General features: G+C 38.8%; 20 protein-coding genes. 15 read left to right on the top strand and 5 right to left on the bottom strand.

The annotated features are described in order from the left end of the window. Window positions 1–98: 98 nt before the first annotated feature. On the bottom strand, window positions 99–296 hold the full coding sequence (locus ACFQWC_RS06865; protein ID WP_299741141.1) for a hypothetical protein: 198 nt from the start codon (window positions 294–296) through the stop codon (window positions 99–101). 514 nt (window positions 297–810) lie between these two features. On the opposite strand from ACFQWC_RS06865, the gene ACFQWC_RS06860 reads away from it, so the two are divergent. The 3 genes from ACFQWC_RS06860 to ACFQWC_RS06850 all read left to right on the top strand — a co-directional run bounded on the left by ACFQWC_RS06860 (window position 811) and on the right by ACFQWC_RS06850 (window position 3,493). Beyond that, on the top strand, window positions 811–1,656 hold the full coding sequence (locus ACFQWC_RS06860) for an STAS domain-containing protein (protein ID WP_299741143.1): 846 nt from the start codon (window positions 811–813) through the stop codon (window positions 1,654–1,656). Between the two features lie 236 nt (window positions 1,657–1,892). After that, window positions 1,893–2,873, top strand: coding sequence for a ring-cleaving dioxygenase (locus ACFQWC_RS06855; protein WP_299741145.1), 981 nt, complete (start codon window positions 1,893–1,895; stop codon window positions 2,871–2,873). 14 nt (window positions 2,874–2,887) lie between these two features. Further along, the gene (locus tag ACFQWC_RS06850; RefSeq protein ID WP_377106666.1) at window positions 2,888–3,493 is read left to right on the top strand and encodes an alpha/beta hydrolase; all 606 of its coding nucleotides are present in this window, start codon (window positions 2,888–2,890) and stop codon (window positions 3,491–3,493) included. A gap of 45 nt (window positions 3,494–3,538) precedes the next feature. Here the strand turns inward: ACFQWC_RS06850 and ACFQWC_RS06845 are convergent, their stop codons facing one another. Further along, window positions 3,539–4,453, bottom strand: a complete 915-nt coding sequence (locus ACFQWC_RS06845; protein WP_377106664.1) for a hypothetical protein — start codon at window positions 4,451–4,453, stop codon at window positions 3,539–3,541. Between the two features lie 246 nt (window positions 4,454–4,699). Here ACFQWC_RS06845 and ACFQWC_RS06840 point away from each other — a divergent pair, with 246 nt between their 5' ends. From ACFQWC_RS06840 to ACFQWC_RS06830, 3 genes are all read left to right on the top strand, one after another. Next, on the top strand, window positions 4,700–5,758 hold the full coding sequence (locus ACFQWC_RS06840; RefSeq protein WP_377106662.1) for a bifunctional transcriptional activator/DNA repair enzyme AdaA: 1,059 nt from the start codon (window positions 4,700–4,702) through the stop codon (window positions 5,756–5,758). Between the two features lie 56 nt (window positions 5,759–5,814). Then, window positions 5,815–6,522, top strand: coding sequence for a DNA alkylation repair protein (locus tag ACFQWC_RS06835; RefSeq protein ID WP_299741152.1), 708 nt, complete (start codon window positions 5,815–5,817; stop codon window positions 6,520–6,522). 201 nt (window positions 6,523–6,723) lie between these two features. After that, window positions 6,724–7,329 (top strand): YitT family protein, encoded by a 606-nt coding sequence (locus ACFQWC_RS06830; protein WP_299741154.1) that lies wholly within the window; start codon window positions 6,724–6,726, stop codon window positions 7,327–7,329. A gap of 46 nt (window positions 7,330–7,375) precedes the next feature. On the opposite strand, the gene ACFQWC_RS06825 is transcribed toward ACFQWC_RS06830, so the two are convergent. Next, the gene (locus tag ACFQWC_RS06825) at window positions 7,376–8,152 is read right to left on the bottom strand and encodes an MBL fold metallo-hydrolase (protein WP_299741156.1); all 777 of its coding nucleotides are present in this window, start codon (window positions 8,150–8,152) and stop codon (window positions 7,376–7,378) included. Between the two features lie 176 nt (window positions 8,153–8,328). Here ACFQWC_RS06825 and ACFQWC_RS06820 point away from each other — a divergent pair, with 176 nt between their 5' ends. The 8 genes from ACFQWC_RS06820 to ACFQWC_RS06785 all read left to right on the top strand — a co-directional run bounded on the left by ACFQWC_RS06820 (window position 8,329) and on the right by ACFQWC_RS06785 (window position 15,726). Next, on the top strand, window positions 8,329–8,505 hold the full coding sequence (locus ACFQWC_RS06820) for a hypothetical protein (RefSeq protein ID WP_299741158.1): 177 nt from the start codon (window positions 8,329–8,331) through the stop codon (window positions 8,503–8,505). Between the two features lie 65 nt (window positions 8,506–8,570). Then, window positions 8,571–8,864 (top strand): TIGR04104 family putative zinc finger protein, encoded by a 294-nt coding sequence (locus tag ACFQWC_RS06815; protein WP_299741160.1) that lies wholly within the window; start codon window positions 8,571–8,573, stop codon window positions 8,862–8,864. 219 nt (window positions 8,865–9,083) lie between these two features. Then, window positions 9,084–9,461, top strand: a complete 378-nt coding sequence (locus ACFQWC_RS06810; protein WP_377106658.1) for a hypothetical protein — start codon at window positions 9,084–9,086, stop codon at window positions 9,459–9,461. A 315-nt stretch (window positions 9,462–9,776) separates the two neighbouring features. Next, window positions 9,777–10,574 (top strand): alpha/beta fold hydrolase, encoded by a 798-nt coding sequence (locus tag ACFQWC_RS06805; protein WP_299741164.1) that lies wholly within the window; start codon window positions 9,777–9,779, stop codon window positions 10,572–10,574. Between the two features lie 322 nt (window positions 10,575–10,896). Next, entirely contained in the window at window positions 10,897–11,613 is a 717-nt protein-coding gene (locus ACFQWC_RS06800) for a YwaF family protein (RefSeq protein ID WP_377106656.1), read from the top strand. Window positions 11,614–11,679: 66 nt separating this feature from the next. Continuing rightward, complete coding sequence (locus ACFQWC_RS06795) at window positions 11,680–12,231, top strand: glycerol-3-phosphate acyltransferase (protein ID WP_299741166.1); 552 nt, start codon at window positions 11,680–11,682, stop codon at window positions 12,229–12,231. A gap of 34 nt (window positions 12,232–12,265) precedes the next feature. Then, window positions 12,266–13,876, top strand: coding sequence for an aminotransferase class V-fold PLP-dependent enzyme (locus ACFQWC_RS06790; protein WP_377106654.1), 1,611 nt, complete (start codon window positions 12,266–12,268; stop codon window positions 13,874–13,876). Beyond that, window positions 13,873–15,726: an LTA synthase family protein gene (locus ACFQWC_RS06785; RefSeq protein ID WP_377106652.1), complete on the top strand. Its 1,854-nt coding sequence runs from the start codon at window positions 13,873–13,875 to the stop codon at window positions 15,724–15,726. Before ACFQWC_RS06790 ends, ACFQWC_RS06785 begins: the two co-directional genes overlap by 4 nt. A 95-nt stretch (window positions 15,727–15,821) precedes the next feature. Here ACFQWC_RS06785 and ACFQWC_RS06780 read toward each other — a convergent pair whose 3' ends face one another. Beyond that, on the bottom strand, window positions 15,822–16,199 hold the full coding sequence (locus ACFQWC_RS06780) for a hypothetical protein (RefSeq protein WP_377106650.1): 378 nt from the start codon (window positions 16,197–16,199) through the stop codon (window positions 15,822–15,824). A gap of 131 nt (window positions 16,200–16,330) precedes the next feature. After that, window positions 16,331–17,584 carry an ATP-binding protein gene (locus ACFQWC_RS06775; protein WP_341357901.1) on the bottom strand — a complete coding sequence of 418 codons (1,254 nt, stop codon included), beginning with the start codon at window positions 17,582–17,584 and terminating at the stop codon, window positions 16,331–16,333. Window positions 17,585–17,992: 408 nt separating this feature from the next. Here ACFQWC_RS06775 and ACFQWC_RS06770 point away from each other — a divergent pair, with 408 nt between their 5' ends. After that, a complete protein-coding gene (locus tag ACFQWC_RS06770; protein ID WP_187443370.1) occupies window positions 17,993–18,895 on the top strand; it encodes a YitT family protein in 903 nt (300 codons plus the stop codon). Window positions 18,896–18,959: the final 64 nt, after the last annotated feature.

Raw genomic sequence — 18,959 nt, 5'->3', positions numbered from 1 at the left:
AATAAAAATGGAATTTTTTGGTGATGAAAGAACTTAAAGTTAAAGGTTAGGGGATGAAGGACAATCGGCTTGTAGAGTAATAAAGGGGAAACACAGAGTTAGAAAGAGTGATCTTCTGTTTTAACACTTTGATTACTAAACTTCGTTTCGAGTATTTCCAGTATTCTTTCTTCTGAGAATCCTGTAATCATCGTCAGATTGACTAAACTGGGTTTGATTCCTATAGTCTCACAGAAATGATAGGCACTTTGGATAGCAAGTGATTCAATACACCTTCTTGTCAAATTGTTTTTCATTCTCTCATCAGCTCCCAACTATTTTGACAAATGACTAAGTAGTAGGATTACGACATCATATTAAGATTTGCGGTTGGTTTCTAGTAGGAGATTCATATACATCGAAATAGTATATCGAGACATACCTGCTGTCTGTTTCTCAGTTAATACCCCCATTATACACTTTATATTGTGAATTGTAGAGTTGATTTTACAAAATAATGTAATGTTTTTAGAATATACTCATAATTGATCTGGATTTTTATTAAATTTGAATAGTGTAGTAAATGGTATTACTTGGGGCCGGACCTGGAATGCTCACAGATAAGTGTGTCTGAATGGAAATTTGGTATGAATGTGATATAGAATGAGGGATAGTATAAGAAAATGTCGAGAATTACAGTGAATTGATTAACTTGAACCTGTACGAAAAGTCAAATTTTTTATACGAAGTTACATGAGAAAAGAGTATGATTTCCCAACTACTCATTGCGTCAGACAGGGAAGAAGAATAATATCATAGGAGGAATCATACATGCACAGAAATCGGGAACTACATACATTTTTATTAAGTAAGGCTCGTCAATTAACGGAAGATTGGTATAACTCCCTGGATAAAAACACAACAAGTGGTGTTTATTCTTCCTCAGATCCCAAGGTGATAGAAACTTTAAAAAAACAAAACTTTGAGTTTCACGGCATTCTTTGTAGTGTGTTTGCTGAGGATAAAGAAACGTTTAACCAGAGGATCGATGAATGGGTCTTGACCATTGCAGAGGACAAAGAACATCTAGAAACGCCAAATCACTATATTCTTAAAGAATTCATGAGGGTTAGACATCAATACCTGGAATTCTTGAAAGAATATGCGGAAACTCATATGGAAGAAAACATATTCGAACAATTCAGCCGTTGGAATCAAGTAATCATTGAAGCATTTGACCGGGCTATGTTGCGATTTGTTGAGCTGCAAACGAAAGTGGTGGAAGAGCAGATTCAATCCCAGCAGGAAGTGATCAATGAATTAAGTTCACCTGTCATATCCTTAAATGGACATACAGCACTTTTACCCCTTGTTGGTAATATTGATCCTTCACGAGCGGAATTAATATTAGAGAATGCGTTAGAACAATGTGTTAACAAGGAAGTTTCTCAATTGTTCATCGACTTATCTGGAGTTGTATTAATAGATACGATGGTTGCCCATCAAATCTTTCAGCTAATAGATGCACTTCAGTTGATCGGTGTTAAGCCGATTCTATCTGGGCTACGCCCAGAGATAGCACAAACAGCCGTTCAGCTTGGAGTGAATTTTGAAAACCTTACGATTACCTCAACTCTGTCACAGGCTCTGACCATTAAGAATAATGAAGTCGTATAATTGAATAGAATGAAAAGCATTCGTACAAGGTGTACGGATGCTTTTTTTTGGTGGATTTCCTTCGAATAGTGACAAGGTTTACGAAAAACAGGCTTATTGAAACAGCGTACACAAGAAAAGAGAATAGAAAAAGCAATAGCTAACACTTTGAAATAAAATATCTTGAATTAAAGATAATTTTTGTGTATGATGTAGATAGTAAGTAAGCAAGCATATCACAAAGGAGTGAATCTGCTATGAACTTAAAACCACTTAAAGGGCAGCATCACGTTTCTGCGATTACAGCAAATGCAAAGAAAAATTACGAATTCTATACAAAAATACTAGGGCTTCGACTCGTGAAAAAATCGATCAACCAAGACGATACATCCGTCTACCATCTTTTCTATGCAGATGAAAGAGGAAATCCAGGGACGGACCTGACATTTTTCGAAATTCCACATGCGGGGCATACGTATAAAGGGACGAATAGTATTTCATTAACGGCACTGCGAGTGAACACGGATGAGTCTCTTGCTTTTTGGCAAAACCGCTTTGAAGAGAAAGGTGTCGAGCATGACGGGATTTCTCACAATAGTGGGAGGGCAACACTGAGCTTCCGTGATTTTGAAGGACAGCGTCTCATGCTTGTGTCAGATGAAAAGAACGAAGGAGTTCCTGGCGGCAAGCCTTGGGACAAGAGCCCTGTACCAGTTGAGCATGGCATTGTAGGCCTGGGTCCTGTTACGCTGACGGTCGCCCGTGGGGAAAACACGGCAATGGTATTGAGAGACGTATTAGGTTTTAGAGAAACAAGGACTTTTCCTTCAGATGTAGATGGACAACCCGATATCCGCGTGTTTGAAACAGGGGATGGCGGTACTGGTGGAGAGGTATATATAGAAGAACGGAGCGATATTCCGCAAGAAAGACCGGGAAGAGGAAGTGTTCACCACGTCGCTTTCCGTGTTGAAGATGAAAATGAATTGCGAAAGTGGGTAGAGTGGATCACTCAAAACCGCCTGCCGAATTCAGGCTTTGTTGAAAGATACTATTTCCGTTCCCTCTACTTCCGTGAACCAAATGGCATTCTTTTCGAGCTGGCTACAGACGGACCTGGCTTTGAGACCGATGAAGATTTTGATACTTTAGGTGAAAATTTATCACTTCCACCATATTTTGAAGCACAAAGAGATTCCATAGAAGCTAAATTAAAACCCTTAGATACAAAAGAATAAAGGAGGAAGGCAGCATGAAACATCTTTTTAAACAAGGAAATAAAGACTTACCCATACTTCTACTCCTTCATGGAACAGGTGGAGATGAGCGGGACCTATTACCGCTGGCTGAGATGATTGAGCCCGATGCTACGGTATTAAGCGTAAAAGGGAATGTGGATGAAAATGGAATGGCCCGCTTCTTTGCCCGCTTACGGGAAGGAGTGTTTGATGAAGAGGATTTAGTATTCCGAACGAAGGAATTAAATGAATTCATCGACGAGAGCGCTAATAACTATGGATTCGATCGTCACAATATCGTTGCGTTAGGCTACTCCAATGGAGCGAATATCGCGGCTAGTTTAATGTATCATTACAAGGATGCATTAAAAGGTGGAATCCTGTTTCATGCCATGGTTCCAAGACGAAATGTCGAGCTTCCCGATTTAAGTGATGTTAATGTATTCATTGGGGCTGGTAAGCGAGATCCACTCATTCCCCTACAAGAGACAAAAGAACTTGTGAAAAATCTTCATGATGCCGGAACACAGGTGAAAGAGTTCTGGACTGAAGGCGGTCACGAGCTTCGTCGTGACGAAGTAGATGAAGCAAAAAGATGGTTTGAAGACAACTTTAAATAATTTTTAGAATCCGGAAGGGAAGTCTTCCGGATTTTTTATTATTAATTAACATTCTACCCTACCATAGGTCTTTAAAATCCGTAGCATACCAAGGGTCAATATTCCTCTCCATTCCTTTTCAGCAACTGGCCATGTCTCGTCAAATTGACCGAACCAGGACCAACTGGGATGCCAATAACCTTTCTGGTGTTGTGCTTCAATTTCGACATTCAATTGCATATATACCTCCGCTTTTAACGCTTCATAAAACGGGGAAGCAGGATGACTGGCTATCTGCAATGGTTTGGCTACATATTCATTCCAGCGTGATGGATCGGTACAAACCGTCTTTCGTACGGAAGAAGAAAGAATTCTATAGAGATTGGATTCCGTTTCTTCTTTCACCTCAAAAAGGAGTCGTTGATAACAGAGAAAATCATGCATTTCTATCGGATGTGGAAGATTCTTTAATTCTGTGACCGCTCTTTCAGTCCACTCTTGTAAGCGTGGATGTTCTGGGTGGAATAAGTGGAAATAACCTACTATTTCAGCGTTAGGGTTCGCCCAAGTCGTTTGAACGCGGCAATATCCCTTATCAGAATCAAAATGCCACCAGGGAGCGTGGGGAATAGAATTAACCTCTTCAGGCACAGCATGCCAGCCGTTGATTTGCTCATCGTATGTGTCATGTAGATAGCTCATCGCTTTTTGAACGATAGGATGGCTGGCTGAAAGCTTTAAGTCTTTGGCAAACTGTAATCCAACGGTTGTTGCCATTGGAGATGAACTATCCAAGCGGAAATCTGGCTCTAAAGAGCGGCCGAATCCTCCGTCAGCATTTTGGAAACGAGATAATTCTATGATTGCTTCCTCTTTACTTCCTTCTTCAAAAAAATAGCTGAATATCTTTTGATCAATTGGTCTTGCATGGGTTTTGATATAGGTAGCTGCAGTATTCCATTGTTGTGTTGTCAGTTTCATAAGGGATTCTCCTTTATAGTAATTTAGGTTGAATGATAAATATTCGCTACTTTAATACTTTATCTATTGGGTTATAGAATCCCTGCTTGTTACAATATTTTGTTGGAATCCATAGGTCCGTCCCTCAGTATTCGTAGAGATGAATGGAACTTCAATAATTCTAAAAAAACGATGCCTGATTTTCGGCGGCAGCGTTTTTTGATTGGAGCTATAATAAGACTAGGATAATAAAATGGAGGAATGAGGATGATTTCAGTCGAATTACAAAGGGAGTATTATCAAGCTTTAATTGAAAAAAGAACGGAATATGATGGGGTTTTTTATGTAGGGGTTAAAACGACAGGTGTATTTTGCCGCCCGACTTGTCCTGCAAGAAAACCTAAATTTGAGAACTGTGAATTCTATGAAACAGCTCAACAAGCCCTTCTGGCGTCGTTTCGACCATGTAAAAGATGCCAACCGTTAACGTACCCAAATAGTATTTCGGATGTCGTGAAAAAGCTGGTAGAGGCTGTTGAATCAAATCCTGAAAAACGTTGGAAGGATAAGGATTTTCAGGAGCTATCCATTGATGCATCAACTGCTCGGCGTCAATTTAAGAAGCGGTTCGGTATGACCTTTGTGGAATATGCCAGAGCCCGCAGGATGGGGCTTGCCATGAAGCACATCAGGTCAGGGTCGATGGTCATAGATGCTCAACTTACAACGGGATATGAATCAAGCAGTGGATTTAGAGATGCTTTTTCGAGAATTATGGGAACAGCACCCGCTATGTCACATCAACATCAAATACTTAAAGCAGCTTGGGTTGATACGAAACTTGGACCGATGATTGGAATTTCCGACGAAGAGGCACTTTACCTGTTGGAGTTTGTTGACCGACGCGGTCTAGAAAAAGAAGTGGAAAGAATGCGGGAGAAAACAAAGGCAGCAATCATTCCCGGTACTACAGAGCCACTTCGTTCCATTGAAAAGGAATTAAATGCCTATTTTGAAGGCGCTTTATCAATCTTCCAAACCCCTTTGAAAATCACCGGAACGCCTTTTCAAGAAAACGTTTGGAGAGAATTGCAAAGGATACCTTGTGGACAAACCAGATCCTATACTGAAATCGCTGAAAATATTTGCAGCCCAGCAGCTGTTCGAGCAGTTGCAAGGGCCAATGGGTGTAATCAGCTTGCCATCATCATTCCTTGTCATCGAGTGATCAGAACAAATGGAGATCTTGCCGGCTATGCAGGAGGTCTTACCCGGAAAAAATGGTTGATCGAACATGAAAGGAAGATGAATGAAGGAAAGAAGTAACTATTCATGTATAGGAAGAAACAAGTGAACAATTAATGTTGAAGAGGTGGTTAAACATGAATTTTGATGAAGTGATGGCAGCACTTGAAGAAATGGGGAACGAGCAGACCAAGAATACATATTTACGTCATGGCGCACATGAACCATTATTCGGAGTGAAAATTGGTGACTTAAAAAAACTGGTTAAACATGTGAAAAATGATCAAGGGCTTGTACTAAGCCTGTACGAATCGGGCAACTTCGATGCCATGTACCTGGCGGGGCTATCTGTAAATCCCAAAAATATGAATAAGGAAATGCTACAGGATTGGGTCGATAAAGCAGATTGGTATATGCTGGCTGAATACACTGTCGCTAATGTAACCGCGGAGAGCGCCTACGCTATTGAATTAGCAAACGAGTGGATCAAATCGGAATATGAAATGGTGGCAACGGCTGGTTGGAGTGCCTATGCAGGGTATATTAGTATAACCTCAGATCAAGAAATCAATATAGACGAAATCAAACAGTATCTGAAACATATTGAAAATACGATTCATGAAGAGAGAAATAGAGTACGTTACGTAATGAATGGATTTGTCATTTCTGTTGGAGCACATGTAGCTCCTTTGTTAGATGAGGCAAAACAAGTGGCGAAAAAAATTGGGAGGGTACATGTCGATGTTGGAGATACAGCATGTAAAGTACCGGTAGCTACAAGCTACATAAAGAAGATAGAAGATAAAGGCAGGGTCGGTGTGAAAAGGAAGACATGCATTTGTTAAATGAAAGATAAAGTGGGTTGGAAAAGATTTAATTGTCCGAGTTAATAGTACTAAACCATTGCTTTACCTGAAAATATGCCTGTAATTTGTGAAGGATATTAAGTGGTCCATCTATCCATTTTCATTTCTCTGTTGCACAGGGGGTAAAGAGCTACTAGACTATGAAATAGAGTCCTATACAGAATCGGGAGCAATGTACATATGAATGTTGTAAGAAAAGGTACTATTTTAGGTGTAGCAGCAAGCATTCAAGGATTGGCCATGTCGGTTTTTTTGTTTCCTCACTTCATTCCCTCAGGTGGAGCCGCAAGTGTAAGTGTACTACTAAACTATTTGATGAATGTTCCATTTGCCATTACGCTGTGGGCATTAAATGCAGGTTTATTATTAGCGGCAGTTAAATGGTTAGGAAAAGAAAATACCATATGGACCATGTATTGTGTGACAGTCACATCGGGTGTGGTGAATCTCACATCGTCCTTAATCACGAGTACAGTTTCAATTGTTTTCTTTGATCTCCTCATTGGCAGCATCCTTTTCGGAATAGGAATAGGCATCCTTTTCAGAATGGGAGCATCCTCAGGTGGGATGGATATTTTAGCCCTAATCATTTCAAAGCTTAGAGGATACACCCCTGGAAAAACACTGTTTGTCATTAATGGTAATCTGTTACTTCTGACAGGAATCGTGGTAGATTTGAAAATCATCCTATTTGCTATTGCCTGCCAATTCATCGGAACAAGAATCTTGGATGTCATTTGTCAGCTTGAACTCAAACGAAACTTCACCAGCATCGAAGATCATTAAAAGGAAGGTCCGTCCCTCGTACGTGAAGAGGGACGGACCTTCCTTTTTAGGATATTTCTTTGATGATTGATTTGACTGTGTGTGTAGGCGAGTTTTCAAAGAGTGAGATGTATTGAAAGAGTTTGTTTTTTGGCAGCAGGTGATTACGAATTTCTTTAGGCGATTTTCCCTCCAGGTGGGCTTTGGTGACGGCTTCTTGAAGGTTGATAAGATAGTCTCGTTTTTTCTCTAAAAGCTTTCTCCCATGCTTCAAGTACCCCTGATGTGAACAATACACTTCTTGAAAGGAATACTGCAGTGTTTTGTCTATTGATCGAATGAGCTCTGGTACAGACTCGAATGAAAAATTAGAAGTAGGAGAATGGAATAAATATAAATCCCCAGAAAAGCAAATGCCCTTCTCTTCATCAATGAGAACAATGTGATCCTCAGCGTGTCCAGGTGTATGAACAATTCTAAAGGAGTGTTTCGACGTTTTAAATACTTCCTTCTGAAGTGGTAAAGGGTGAAACGCTGGACGATTATGCCAGAACATAGCTCTGTAAAAAGGAAGTTTAGTATTGTCATTGCACTTTTCCACCCCTAAAGGATGAATCCATTGAGGAATGGAGTAAAACCTTTCAATCCAAGAACTATTACCAGTATGATCCTCGTGGTGATGAGTGTGAATGACTTCTTTAATCTGGAGCTCTTTAAAAATAGTACGTACTTCATTTTTCATACTGTATGGTCCCGTATCAACAAGAACATCATCGACTTTAAAAATATAAACGGGCATCTTCTGACCTAATGTTTGAACGTTTAATTTAAATGATTGTATCAATGCAGTTACCCCTTATGTATAAGTGTTATAGTACATAATTCGAATGAAAGTTTTAAATTCCTGCATGAATATATATTTAAGTGCGAATTTCCTTGTATAGGTCAATTCGGAGGGTGGATATGGTATAATTCCCTATAAGTGGAATATCAGGCGTTTTTTAAAGGGGTTTTCAATGTATGAAGGTGAAACAGAAGTCTTTACTTGTAATCCTTACGATTCTGATGGTGATTACCATCGTAATGCTAGATAAAATGGGTTTAAAAAAGGCAATTGAAGCGTGTGAGAGCAACGAGGGTTTAGCAGAGGTGGAAGAAGGGATCCTCTCTTGGAATGTTTCATGTGAAGAAAAGTAACTCCTCAAGTGTTAAAAATGGTACACTAGAGAGTAGAGTAGATGTTTTACATAGGGGGAAATGCTTTGCAGAAGTGTAATGTATGTAAGAATCAGTTTCAATGGAAAGAGTTATTATTCTCCATTTGGAGATCTTATAAACCTATTGAGTGCAGTCAATGTGGTAAAAAGCATACAATAAATTTTGCCTCAAAATTTTTTGTTTCATTTCTAATCATCGTTCCAGCAGTTGTATTCGGATTATTGATTGCACCTGAACAAGGGTTATCAAAACCGATGACTTTTGGTGTGATCGTAGGTTTGGCGTTTGTGATCTCGTTGATTCTACCGTTGTTCGTTAAATACGAGTATAAAAAATAATAGTAAAGAGAGCTGCCGACCTGGGTAGCTCTTTTTTTGGAAATTGATTAATGTCCGTTATTTAATTCTTCTAACACTTCTTTAGTGCGGTAGTAAGGCATATGAAAGAAAATGTATCCCAATCTCATAATTAGGTTTGGATCTACATTTTGTTTTAGTACATTCTTGAGAGGGAATTTATTCATAAGTTACACTGTTAATATGGGAATTGTGTGCAAAGTGAAATTTGAAGATTGGCGTTCCATAATTGAGGAAAAGGTTGAAGTGAATGAAGCCCAAATCAAAATGATGGAAGAATACTATTCATCCGTTGACTTTGACTTTTCCATTGCGTTTTTTTACGAGGAACAGATGATTGGCGTCATGGGCATAACGTTACGTGAAGATACAAAGTATAGTGAAGTATTGTCATTTGGGGTTTTACAAGAATTCAAGACTCATAAGGGTAAAATGATTTGTGTGTTGATGAACGAGGCAAGGTCAAGGGGAGCCGAAACCATTACGTTTCATGCGTCAGATATTCCTGAAAAGGATATCCAAAAGGAATTGGGTTTAAGTGAGCTCACGAAAGATGTCATGATGGTGAAGGAAGTATAGGCTTCTTGTTACCGAGCTGAAAATTAGATGGCCACATGTCGATAAATGTAAGGGATTTCTAAAAATGGCAGGTATTCTCCCATTCATCACAAAATGTTCGGAATTTCTTCAGCTATTATATGACAAAGCGACTTCATATAGTTTAGAATGATAGATAATTAAGGTAAGGCTTCAAGAGTTTAGAGTGCATCAAGCAATTGTATTGAAAATCGATTTTTACATTAAAGAATAGTTAATAGAAGTAAAACGGTTCTCGAATAATTGGCTGATTCATTCATTCTTTTGGTAGGTTATGCTGTTTTAAGGAGAGAATTGATGCTAGAATACAATGTTCATCAAGGAGTCGGCAAAGAATATGTGGTGTTTCTTCATGGAATTGGAGGAAACTCGAGAATTTTCGGTAAGCAGCTCGATATATTCAAAAAATATTATAATGTAATAACGATTCATTTGCCCGGGCATGGGGAGTCCCCAAGCGTAGAATCATATAATGAAAAGTTTACAATTGATTTAAATGTGCGTGAAGTTCTTAAGGTATTAGATCATCTTAAAGTGGAACGTGCTCATTTTATTGGAATTTCTTTAGGATCGGTTCTAATTCACGCTTTATTACAAGCTGCTCCAAACAGAGTAAAAAGTGCCGTCTTAGGGGGATGTATCACTAGATTCAATTTATTATCCAATACACTACTTAAAATTGGTGATGCAGTGAAAAACATGATCCCATTCATGTGGTTGTATAAAATTTTCGCCTACATCATGATGCCTAAAAGCAATCACAGAATTTCGAGAAAGTTATTCATTCGCGAAGCAAAGAAAATGAATCGTAATGATTTTCTCGGATGGTATCGTCTGACACCCTTTGTGAAATCAACGTACGCTTCTGTGCAGGAAAGGGCTTCTCATGTTCCTAAGCTTTATATTTCCGGGAAAGAAGATCATCTATTTGTTCAGTCACTTGATCAGGATACAAAGGGAGATCCCTCAGCTACGAAAGTGTTCATTGAGGATTGTGGACATGTGTGCAATGTAGAGAAGCCAAGTGAATTTAATCGACTGGCTCTTGATTTCATTTATAAGAACCAAGACGTTCCATTGCGTAAGGTTCAATAAAGCAAAAAATTTCCCATTTCCTTATTGAGATGGGAGTTTTTTTATAGATGTATGTTAGTTGCAAACTTGATTTATATAGTTATAGAGTGGAGAAATCTCTGTTAAGTAATCTGATTGATTCTTAACGGGGATTTTTTTGTCATGGGGTTAAATACTTAGAGCAAGGGAATGGGGAGGGATGGAATATTTCGATTGTGTTAAGGGCGATGATTGCTAGATATCTTTGGGGAGGTCCGTCCCTTAAAGGAATTGAGGAAGGATTAAGAGAATATAGTATAGATGGGTGTTCGAAGGGGAGTTGAGGGGTTTGGTGAAAGAGATGATGAATTTTAGATATGAGGAGTATCCTTTTGAGTTGTTTTCGGTATCCCATGTGGTAGCAATGATTGTCTCGTTTGGATGTATGATCGGTTTGTATGTGTTCAGAAATCAACTAAACGGCAGGGGTAAGAGTGTGTTTAAATGGCTTCTGGTGGTGCTTATGGTTTTGAGTGAAGCATTATTTCAGATTTGGTACTTTATCAATGATCATTGGGATGTAGCCATTAATTTGCCGTTTCAATTATGTTCCATCTCATTGTATCTGTGCACGATCATGCTCATAACGAAAAGCTATAGAATCTTTGAAATCAGTTTTTTTGCCAGTATGACGGGTGCTTTTATTGCCATCGTGACACCTGAGTTGTTTTTTGGTTTTCCTCATTTTCGTTATTTTCAATTTTTCTTAGCACATCTGACGATCGTTATATCCTGTTTGTACATGGTATGGATAGAAGGCTTCACAATAACGTTCCGATCTATGGTTAGGGCATTCATCGCTTTAAATCTGATCGCTGTTATCGTGTTTTTGTTGAACAGACTGGTTGGAGCAAATTATATGTTTCTTTCTCATAAACCGTATAATGCAAGTCCCATAGATTATTTAGGCGAGTATCCCTGGTACCTCCTTGCTCTTGAAGGTGTCGCCCTTATATTATTCATCCTCCTTTATTTACCGTTCTATCTCTTAAGAAAAAGGAAGAGTGTAGGGGAATTGTAAATATATGAAACTTTCTCGGGTATCAATCCGTCTATTAACATATAAGAAAAGACAGGTGTAGGTATGATGAGTAATAGTATGATCATAAGTATTATCATTTTGGTTTCTTATGGACTGGGAAGTATAACAGGTGCTTATTATATAGTGAAAATGTTTACCGGTGAAGATATCCGTAAACTGGGAAGCGGAAATGTCGGTGCGACGAACGCAGGTAGAGCAATAGGGAAAAAAGGATTTCTTCTGACGCTCCTGATTGATGCCGGGAAAGTGATTCTTGCAATCATGATCACGGCACAACTGGCAGAAGGCGAGAGTTACTTAGTTCTCAGTTCGATATTTGCCATGATCGGACATTTGTTTCCAATCCAGCTTGGATTTCACGGTGGAAAGGGAGTAGTTGCTTATTTAGCATCTGCCTTATTTCTTAGTCCCCTTACCATTGGGATTTTCGCCATCACTATGGGAATCTTATATCTAATTTTGAGAAGATACCCCATAGCCGGTTTTCTTTCAATGGCAAGCATTCCGATTACGGCGTATGTGCTTGAGGGTTCATTCACCATTTCAATCGGATTATTGTCACTATTTGTTTTTGTACTATGGGCTCATAAACGATGAAGCAGCAATCTGTCGATACATAGGAGGTACGAGAATGGACAACCTTTCTCTTCAGTATAAAATAGCAAGTGAATCATATGAGTTTCAACAAATTTATACATTGAATTATGAGACCTTTGTAGAAGAAATACCTCAGCACGAAGGAAATCAAGAACGCAAACTGATTGATAAGTTTCACGATGAAAATACATATGTGATTGCTAAAGATCAAGGTGAAGTGGTGGGCATGATTGCAGTTCGTGACAAGCGTCCCTTCTCATTGGATTTAAAACTGAGAAATCTTAATGAATATTTGCCGACTGATGCTGTCCCTTGTGAAATTCGCTTATTATCTGTAAAGGAAGCGTATAGAAGTACGAGGGTTTTTTATCAATTATGTGAGCGTTTAGTATCTTATTGTTTGGAGAAAGGATATACGATGGCTCTCATTTCAGGGACGGTTCGTCAGCTGAAATTGTATAAACGAATAGGTTTCCAGCCCTTTGCCGATCTAGTAGGGGAGGAAGGGGCAAAATTCCAGCCAATGTATTTAACCCGTCATAGCTTCGAAAATTCGACGAAAGCCTTTCAGCGATTAATGATTCGCAAAACAGAAAAATCAGTTCCGCTTTCTTTCCTTCCAGGGCCGGTTCCACTTCATGGAAAGGTAGAAGAAGCTTTCAAAAGAGAACCCGTTTCTCATAGAAGCACGATGTTTATTCATGAAATGGAAGAAGTAAAAAGATCATTATGCGAGATAACAAACGCAAACTATACAGAAGTTGCAGTGGGAACGGGTACCCTATCTAATGACATGGTTGCAGCTCAGCTGAAATGTTTGTCAGGCAGCGGCCTTATCCTGGCAAACGGAGAATTTGGGTACCGGTTGATTGATCACGCATACCGGTTTGATTTACATTTTCAAACGTTTGAAAAGGATTGGAATGAACCCATTTCATTGGTCGAAGTGGAAAGCCTACTCCAGAAAAATCAGAACATAAAATGGCTTTGGACGGTTCATTGTGAAACGTCGACAGGCTATTTGTATGACTTGGACGGGCTACTTTCTTTGTGTAAAACGTATGGAGTAGAGCTATGCGTCGATGCCTGTAGTTCTGTTGGGACCATTCCAGTGAACTTCAAGGAAGTGTACTTTGCCACAACAGTCAGTGGGAAGGGGTTAGGCTCTTATCCCGGCCTCGCTATTGTATTTCATAGGGACGATATACAATCCAGCACATCAATTCCAAGGTACTTGGATATGGGAATGTACGAGGTGAATGGAAGCATCCCATTTACCCACTCATCTAACCTAGTAAGGGCACTAAAGGAGGCACTGCATTTTATTGAGTATGAAATGCATGAAAAATTAGCTCATAAAGTACGGTGTGTGTTAACACTAGGAGGATTTCATATACTAGGTGATAAAAACTATTCCCCAGGAGTGATTACAATTGCACTAGAGAGGGAACAGTGTAGTAGACAGTTTGGAGATGTTTGTAAAGATAGAGGTATTTTATTAAGCTACGAAAGTGACTATTTGGTTAAGAGGAACTGGGTGCAGGTGGCACTCATGGGAACACAAAACGAACGAAAGGTTTTGAAAGCAATGAACATACTCAACAAAGAATATCAAAGCAATGTCGATTCAAGGGCTGTTAAATGAGTCGGATTACCCTTTTTTTCTCCCGTTTTAAAACATATAAACTAGTAGGGTTTGCCCTTGTAACCCTATGGTTAAAGACCGCTTTAGTTTCCCTTATTGGATTTAATTTGCATATAGAATCCTTCTTGGACTTATTACTTATCTTATTCAATTCCATTGGTTCGTTAATGATATTAGTCGGGTTCAGTTTTTATTTCTCAAAAAAGATAAAACCCTCTGTTGTCGTCCTTGCCATGGGGATTGCAACTGGTCTACTATACGGTGATCTATTGTATTTTAGGTTTTACTCCGATTTTGTAACCGTTCCGATTCTATTTCAGTTTAAAAATGTAGGGGGCATCGGGCCAAGTACATTTGAACTGATGAGTCCTTGGGACCTTCTCTTAATTACAGATTTCCTTCTGCTCGGATGGTTATTAAAGAAAAAGTGGACTCATCCCGTTAATGTGTCAAAAAGGTGGAAGCTTTCATATATCGGATTAAGCCTCCTGTTACTACTCGTTACAGTTGGATTAGGGCTAGTGAAATCACCGTATTTATTTGCTGAATCCTACGACAGAGAGCAAATGGTCAAATCAGTGGGACCTTATAATTATCATTTATATGATATTGGGGTCGAATCTACGGTTCCATTCACTAAGATGCTTGCCAGTAAATCAGATACAGAAGCATCCCTTAAATATACACAATCCAAGAAGCGAAATGAGTCAGACTTATTTGGAGTTGCAGAAGGAAAAAATCTCGTATTAATCAGTATGGAATCTACACAGAATTTTGTCATCAATCAAAAAGTCAACGGAGAAGAAATCACACCGTTCTTGAATTCTTTAATTAAGGATAGTTTTTATTTCAATCAAATTTATGACCAGACTGCACAAGGAAAGACGTCAGACTCTGAGTTTATGATTGATACAGGATTATATCCCTTAGCTAGTGGATCAGCTTTTGTTCGTAAACCTGATAACCGTTATAAAAGCATGCCCCATATTTTGAAACAGAAAGAAGATTATTATGCCGCTGTTTTTCATGGGAATGATCGTTCGTTTTGGAATCGTGATGTGATGTACGAATCGTTAGGATATGATCGCTACTTTTCGAAAAGAGACTTCAATGTATCTGAAGATAACTCAGTCAATTATGGAATAAAGGATATTCCGTTCTTCCAACAATCTATTTCATATCTTGAAAAATTGCCGCAACCATTTTATACGCGTCTCATAATGCTGACGAATCACTTTCCCTTTTTATTAGAAGAAGAAGATAAACTTATTCCAGAGGCTTCCACAGGGGAGGATGTTGTTAACCGTTATGTCACCACGGTACGTTACGAGGATGAAGCGATAAAGACATTATTTAACAAGCTTAAAGCAAACGGAATGTATGAGAACACTGTATTTGTACTTTATGGAGACCATTATGGCATCTCAGAAAAATATGAAAATGGAGTGTTCGAGCTTTTGGGGCAGGAAGATACCCCGGTGAATCATGTGAAGCTTCAGCAGGTACCCCTCATTATCCATGTCCCGGGAGAAAAAGGGAAAACGATTGAGACCATAGGGGGAGAAATCGATATTCGTCCAACCATTCTTCACTTATTGGGGATTAAGATGAAAGATAATCTTTCATTTGGTCATAACCTGTTCACTAGAAAGGAAGATCATCCAGTCATTTTCAGGGATGGAGATTTTGTTACAGAAAAGTACGTCTTTAAAGACAATGTTTGCTATGACAAGAATAGTGAAACATCCGCTACTGAATCATTATGCGAGCCGTTCAAAGAAACGGTAAGAAAAGAGTTGGCGATGTCGGATGATATCATTTATGGAGATTTGTTGAGGTTTTTGGAATAGCAGGCAGAAACCCCGGCTCTATTGTAGAGTCGGGTTTTGTAATGGGTATACACTTATCAATAATATAATTATGTAAACTGTATTGCGTTCTTTATTCATTCCCGATTTTCTAACAGACCGTATTTCTCAATCCGATTTTCGGAATTCATTTTGTAGAATCTTCCATTAAATCCGATGACTTCTAGACTAAATATGCGGTTCGGGTCATACAGGCTTATGTAGTGTCTATTTATATGTAATGTAAATAGTCCAGGAGAAAAGGCCCCGTTTCCATTTGCAAGCTTAATCCTCTCTGTGATGTTGCCATTACCACTTTCCAATTCAATGATAGAGCAGTCTTTATTGCAATCAATAGTGTATTCTTCTTGCAGCCAAAGGGTAAAATCTTTTTCTGTCGGCTTATTGAGAATGGTTATACTGCAAAGTGTTACGATTAGACCTATTAGAAATAGGAATGTCCATCTTTTGCTCATTGTATTTAGCCTCCCATCAGGTTGTGAAAGAACTGGAAAATCTTGATGAATTAAGTGTATCATAGATTAAGAGAGATGAGATTTTTTAATAAAAAAGCTTAGGTTAAAATACCCTAAGCTTTTGGTGAGAATTATTGTTTAGTTGTGAGAGGTAGACGGATCTTCACGACGGTGCCATTATTCAACTCACTTTCGTACTCAATCATTCCACCCATTTCACGAATGATTTTATTCGTCACCATGCTTCCAAGGCCGGTGCCCTTTGTTTTCGTGGTGTAAAAAGGTAACCCGATCTTTTTCAACTCATCCCCAGTCATTCCTTTTCCCGTGTCTGAAATATTGATTACCACATTGTCCCTGGAAGAGTCTTCTTTTAAAAAGATGATGATTTCCCCATTTTCATCAATGGATTCAATACCGTTCTTTATGACGTTCATAATCGCTTGCTTCATATGATGCTCATCACCCTTAATATAATGGGTGCCATTTTGATGGAATAGTATCGATGTATTCGAATAGGAGGCAAATGGTCTTAGTAAGTCGACACAGTCCTGAATCACTCTTTCCAGGTTGATTGTAGACAGCTGAAATTCACCAGGTCTTGCTACGCTAAGATAATCTGTGATGATTTTATTCGTACGATCTAATTCATTTAGAATAAGAGGAGAGTACCTTTTAAACTGTTCATCCTCAGTGTCCTCGCTTAGATGCTGGATGAACCCTCTGACGGTTGCAAGGGGATTTCGAATCTCATGGGCGATGGAAGCTGCCATCTGGCCCACCATATTCAATTTATCGAGATACACCATTTCTTCGATCTGTTTGTTCGTTCGAATCAAATGTTCAATAATGAACACCAGAGCTAGAAAAGTAAAATAGAAAACAGAGAAATAAATAAAATAAAACGGCAAATGAAGAATAGGAATATAGTTGTTTATAATCGTGATGTAAAACAATGAATGAACCAGGAAGATGATTGTACTCCCCAATAATTTATATTGTGTATCTAATAACAGCCTACGAAAGAGAATGCCTATTACAAATGCCAGAACTGAGACCGCTATTCCAACCATGACATATGGACCGCCTATTAAATAGCGGAAGATGATCACGCATCCTAAAACGATCGATCCTGATAATAAACCGGCATAGATTGTCGCAATTAAAATGGCGATCATGCGTAAGTCAAAGTGAGTTTCTCCAAGGGTTTCAATCGGATAGAGCATACACAGTAAAGCCCCAAAGGATGCGATAAGACCATAAGTGATTTTATGTTTAAAATGTGGAACTTGTTTCTCTTTAAATGGAAATAATACGTTAGCATTATACGTAAATGAAAACAATATTGTAATATTGACCAACAAAGTTTTGATTAATGTAATCAAAGAAAAGCCTCCAAAACCTAATTTACCTGGAAACAGAAAACAGTTCCAGCTTATCCAAAATATGAATATACAAGTATTAAAAATACTTCATTTTCCCCTTCGAGTCAAATTTAATGGCAGAGGGACGGACCTTGAAATGTTAAATAGAGAATGGCTGGATAACTTGATTAGAAGGATTAAAACCAAGTATTCGTTAAGCCAATGGAAGTTGGACTGTGCTCATTTAGAGGTCCGTCCCTTACTATAAGCAGGTATTTTGGAGGGGATAATAGAATATATAAGTTATACAAGCTTGTTTTAGGGAACTTAAGGGTATTGGTTTTCTGTTTGTTACATAGATCATTTTGATTCCAGTGAGATGAGTTCAGTAGTTGTCGCGTGATGTTTATCTTTGGAGGAGGAATGAAGATGATTGAAGGACAGGTAATAAATCAATTGCAGCAAGTGAAAGTAAAGCATAAAAAGATTCCCCTTAAAGAGGTAGTGAAAAGAGCTGTCCTCATTACCATCGGGGCGATGATTATGGCAGTTGGTCTTGAAATATTTCTAGTCCCGAATCAGGTCATTGATGGAGGAATCGTTGGCGTCTCCATTATGCTCTCCCATATTACAGGCGTTAAACTTGGTCTTTTCATCTTTATTCTCAACATCCCCTTTTTCTTCATCGGTTATAAACAAATCGGAAAAACCTTCGCATTCTCTACACTTTACGGCATTATTATACTGTCGATTTCAACTACTTTTCTTCATCCGGTAGCTGCCTTCACACAAGACATTCTACTGGCTTCTTTATTCGGAGGAATCGTTCTTGGAATAGGAGTGGGTATGGTCATTCGTTACGGTGGATCCCTGGATGGTACGGAAATTCTTGCTATCTTATCAAGTAAAAAGCTGCCCTTCTCTGTAGGTGAAATTATTATGTTTGTCAATCTATTCATTTTGGCTTCCGCCGGATTTGTATTTAGCTGGGATAGAGCCATGTATTCACTTCTGGCCTATTACGTAGCTTTTAAAATGATTGATATTACCATTAAAGGGTTGGACGAATCCAAATCGGTTTGGATCATAAGTGAAAATTATAAGGAAATCGGTGATGCTCTCTTACACAGACTGGGGAGAGGAGTGACCTATTTGAAGGGGGAAGGAGCCTTCTCAGGAGATGACAAAAAAGTGATATTCTGCGTCATCACACGTCTGGAGGAAGCCAAACTTAAAGACATCGTCGCTGAACATGATCCATCCGCTTTTCTAGCTATTGCTGATATAGCAGAGGTAAGGGGGGGGAGGTTCAAAAAGAAAGATATTCATTAGGTCAGAAGCACAGTATAGGGAAGCCCTTTACTGTGCTTTTTGTTGATTTGACTCAGAAAATTGA

The sequence above is a fragment of the Rossellomorea sp. GCM10028870 genome (assembly GCF_042666755.1).
Lineage (GTDB): Bacteria > Bacillota > Bacilli > Bacillales > Bacillaceae_B > Rossellomorea.
Note: the sequence above shows the minus strand (reverse complement) of the source record. Positions and strands in the feature narration are given on the sequence as shown.

What these genes read in the sequence shown, in the direction of transcription:
- ACFQWC_RS06800 (WP_377106656.1), top strand. Translation starts at nt 10,897, where the DNA reads ATGAATTTTAGATATGAGGAGTATCCTTTTGAGTTGTTTTCGGTATCC.
- ACFQWC_RS06845 (WP_377106664.1), bottom strand. Translation starts at nt 4,453, where the DNA reads ATGAAACTGACAACACAACAATGGAATACTGCAGCTACCTATATCAAA.
- ACFQWC_RS06780 (WP_377106650.1), bottom strand. Translation starts at nt 16,199, where the DNA reads ATGAGCAAAAGATGGACATTCCTATTTCTAATAGGTCTAATCGTAACA.
- ACFQWC_RS06820 (WP_299741158.1), top strand. Translation starts at nt 8,329, where the DNA reads ATGAAGGTGAAACAGAAGTCTTTACTTGTAATCCTTACGATTCTGATG.
- ACFQWC_RS06840 (WP_377106662.1), top strand. Translation starts at nt 4,700, where the DNA reads ATGATTTCAGTCGAATTACAAAGGGAGTATTATCAAGCTTTAATTGAA.
- ACFQWC_RS06850 (WP_377106666.1), top strand. Translation starts at nt 2,888, where the DNA reads ATGAAACATCTTTTTAAACAAGGAAATAAAGACTTACCCATACTTCTA.
- ACFQWC_RS06770 (WP_187443370.1), top strand. Translation starts at nt 17,993, where the DNA reads ATGATTGAAGGACAGGTAATAAATCAATTGCAGCAAGTGAAAGTAAAG.
- ACFQWC_RS06805 (WP_299741164.1), top strand. Translation starts at nt 9,777, where the DNA reads ATGCTAGAATACAATGTTCATCAAGGAGTCGGCAAAGAATATGTGGTG.
- ACFQWC_RS06785 (WP_377106652.1), top strand. Translation starts at nt 13,873, where the DNA reads ATGAGTCGGATTACCCTTTTTTTCTCCCGTTTTAAAACATATAAACTA.
- ACFQWC_RS06790 (WP_377106654.1), top strand. Translation starts at nt 12,266, where the DNA reads ATGGACAACCTTTCTCTTCAGTATAAAATAGCAAGTGAATCATATGAG.
- ACFQWC_RS06865 (WP_299741141.1), bottom strand. Translation starts at nt 296, where the DNA reads ATGAAAAACAATTTGACAAGAAGGTGTATTGAATCACTTGCTATCCAA.
- ACFQWC_RS06860 (WP_299741143.1), top strand. Translation starts at nt 811, where the DNA reads ATGCACAGAAATCGGGAACTACATACATTTTTATTAAGTAAGGCTCGT.
- ACFQWC_RS06830 (WP_299741154.1), top strand. Translation starts at nt 6,724, where the DNA reads ATGAATGTTGTAAGAAAAGGTACTATTTTAGGTGTAGCAGCAAGCATT.
- ACFQWC_RS06855 (WP_299741145.1), top strand. Translation starts at nt 1,893, where the DNA reads ATGAACTTAAAACCACTTAAAGGGCAGCATCACGTTTCTGCGATTACA.
- ACFQWC_RS06795 (WP_299741166.1), top strand. Translation starts at nt 11,680, where the DNA reads ATGAGTAATAGTATGATCATAAGTATTATCATTTTGGTTTCTTATGGA.
- ACFQWC_RS06835 (WP_299741152.1), top strand. Translation starts at nt 5,815, where the DNA reads ATGAATTTTGATGAAGTGATGGCAGCACTTGAAGAAATGGGGAACGAG.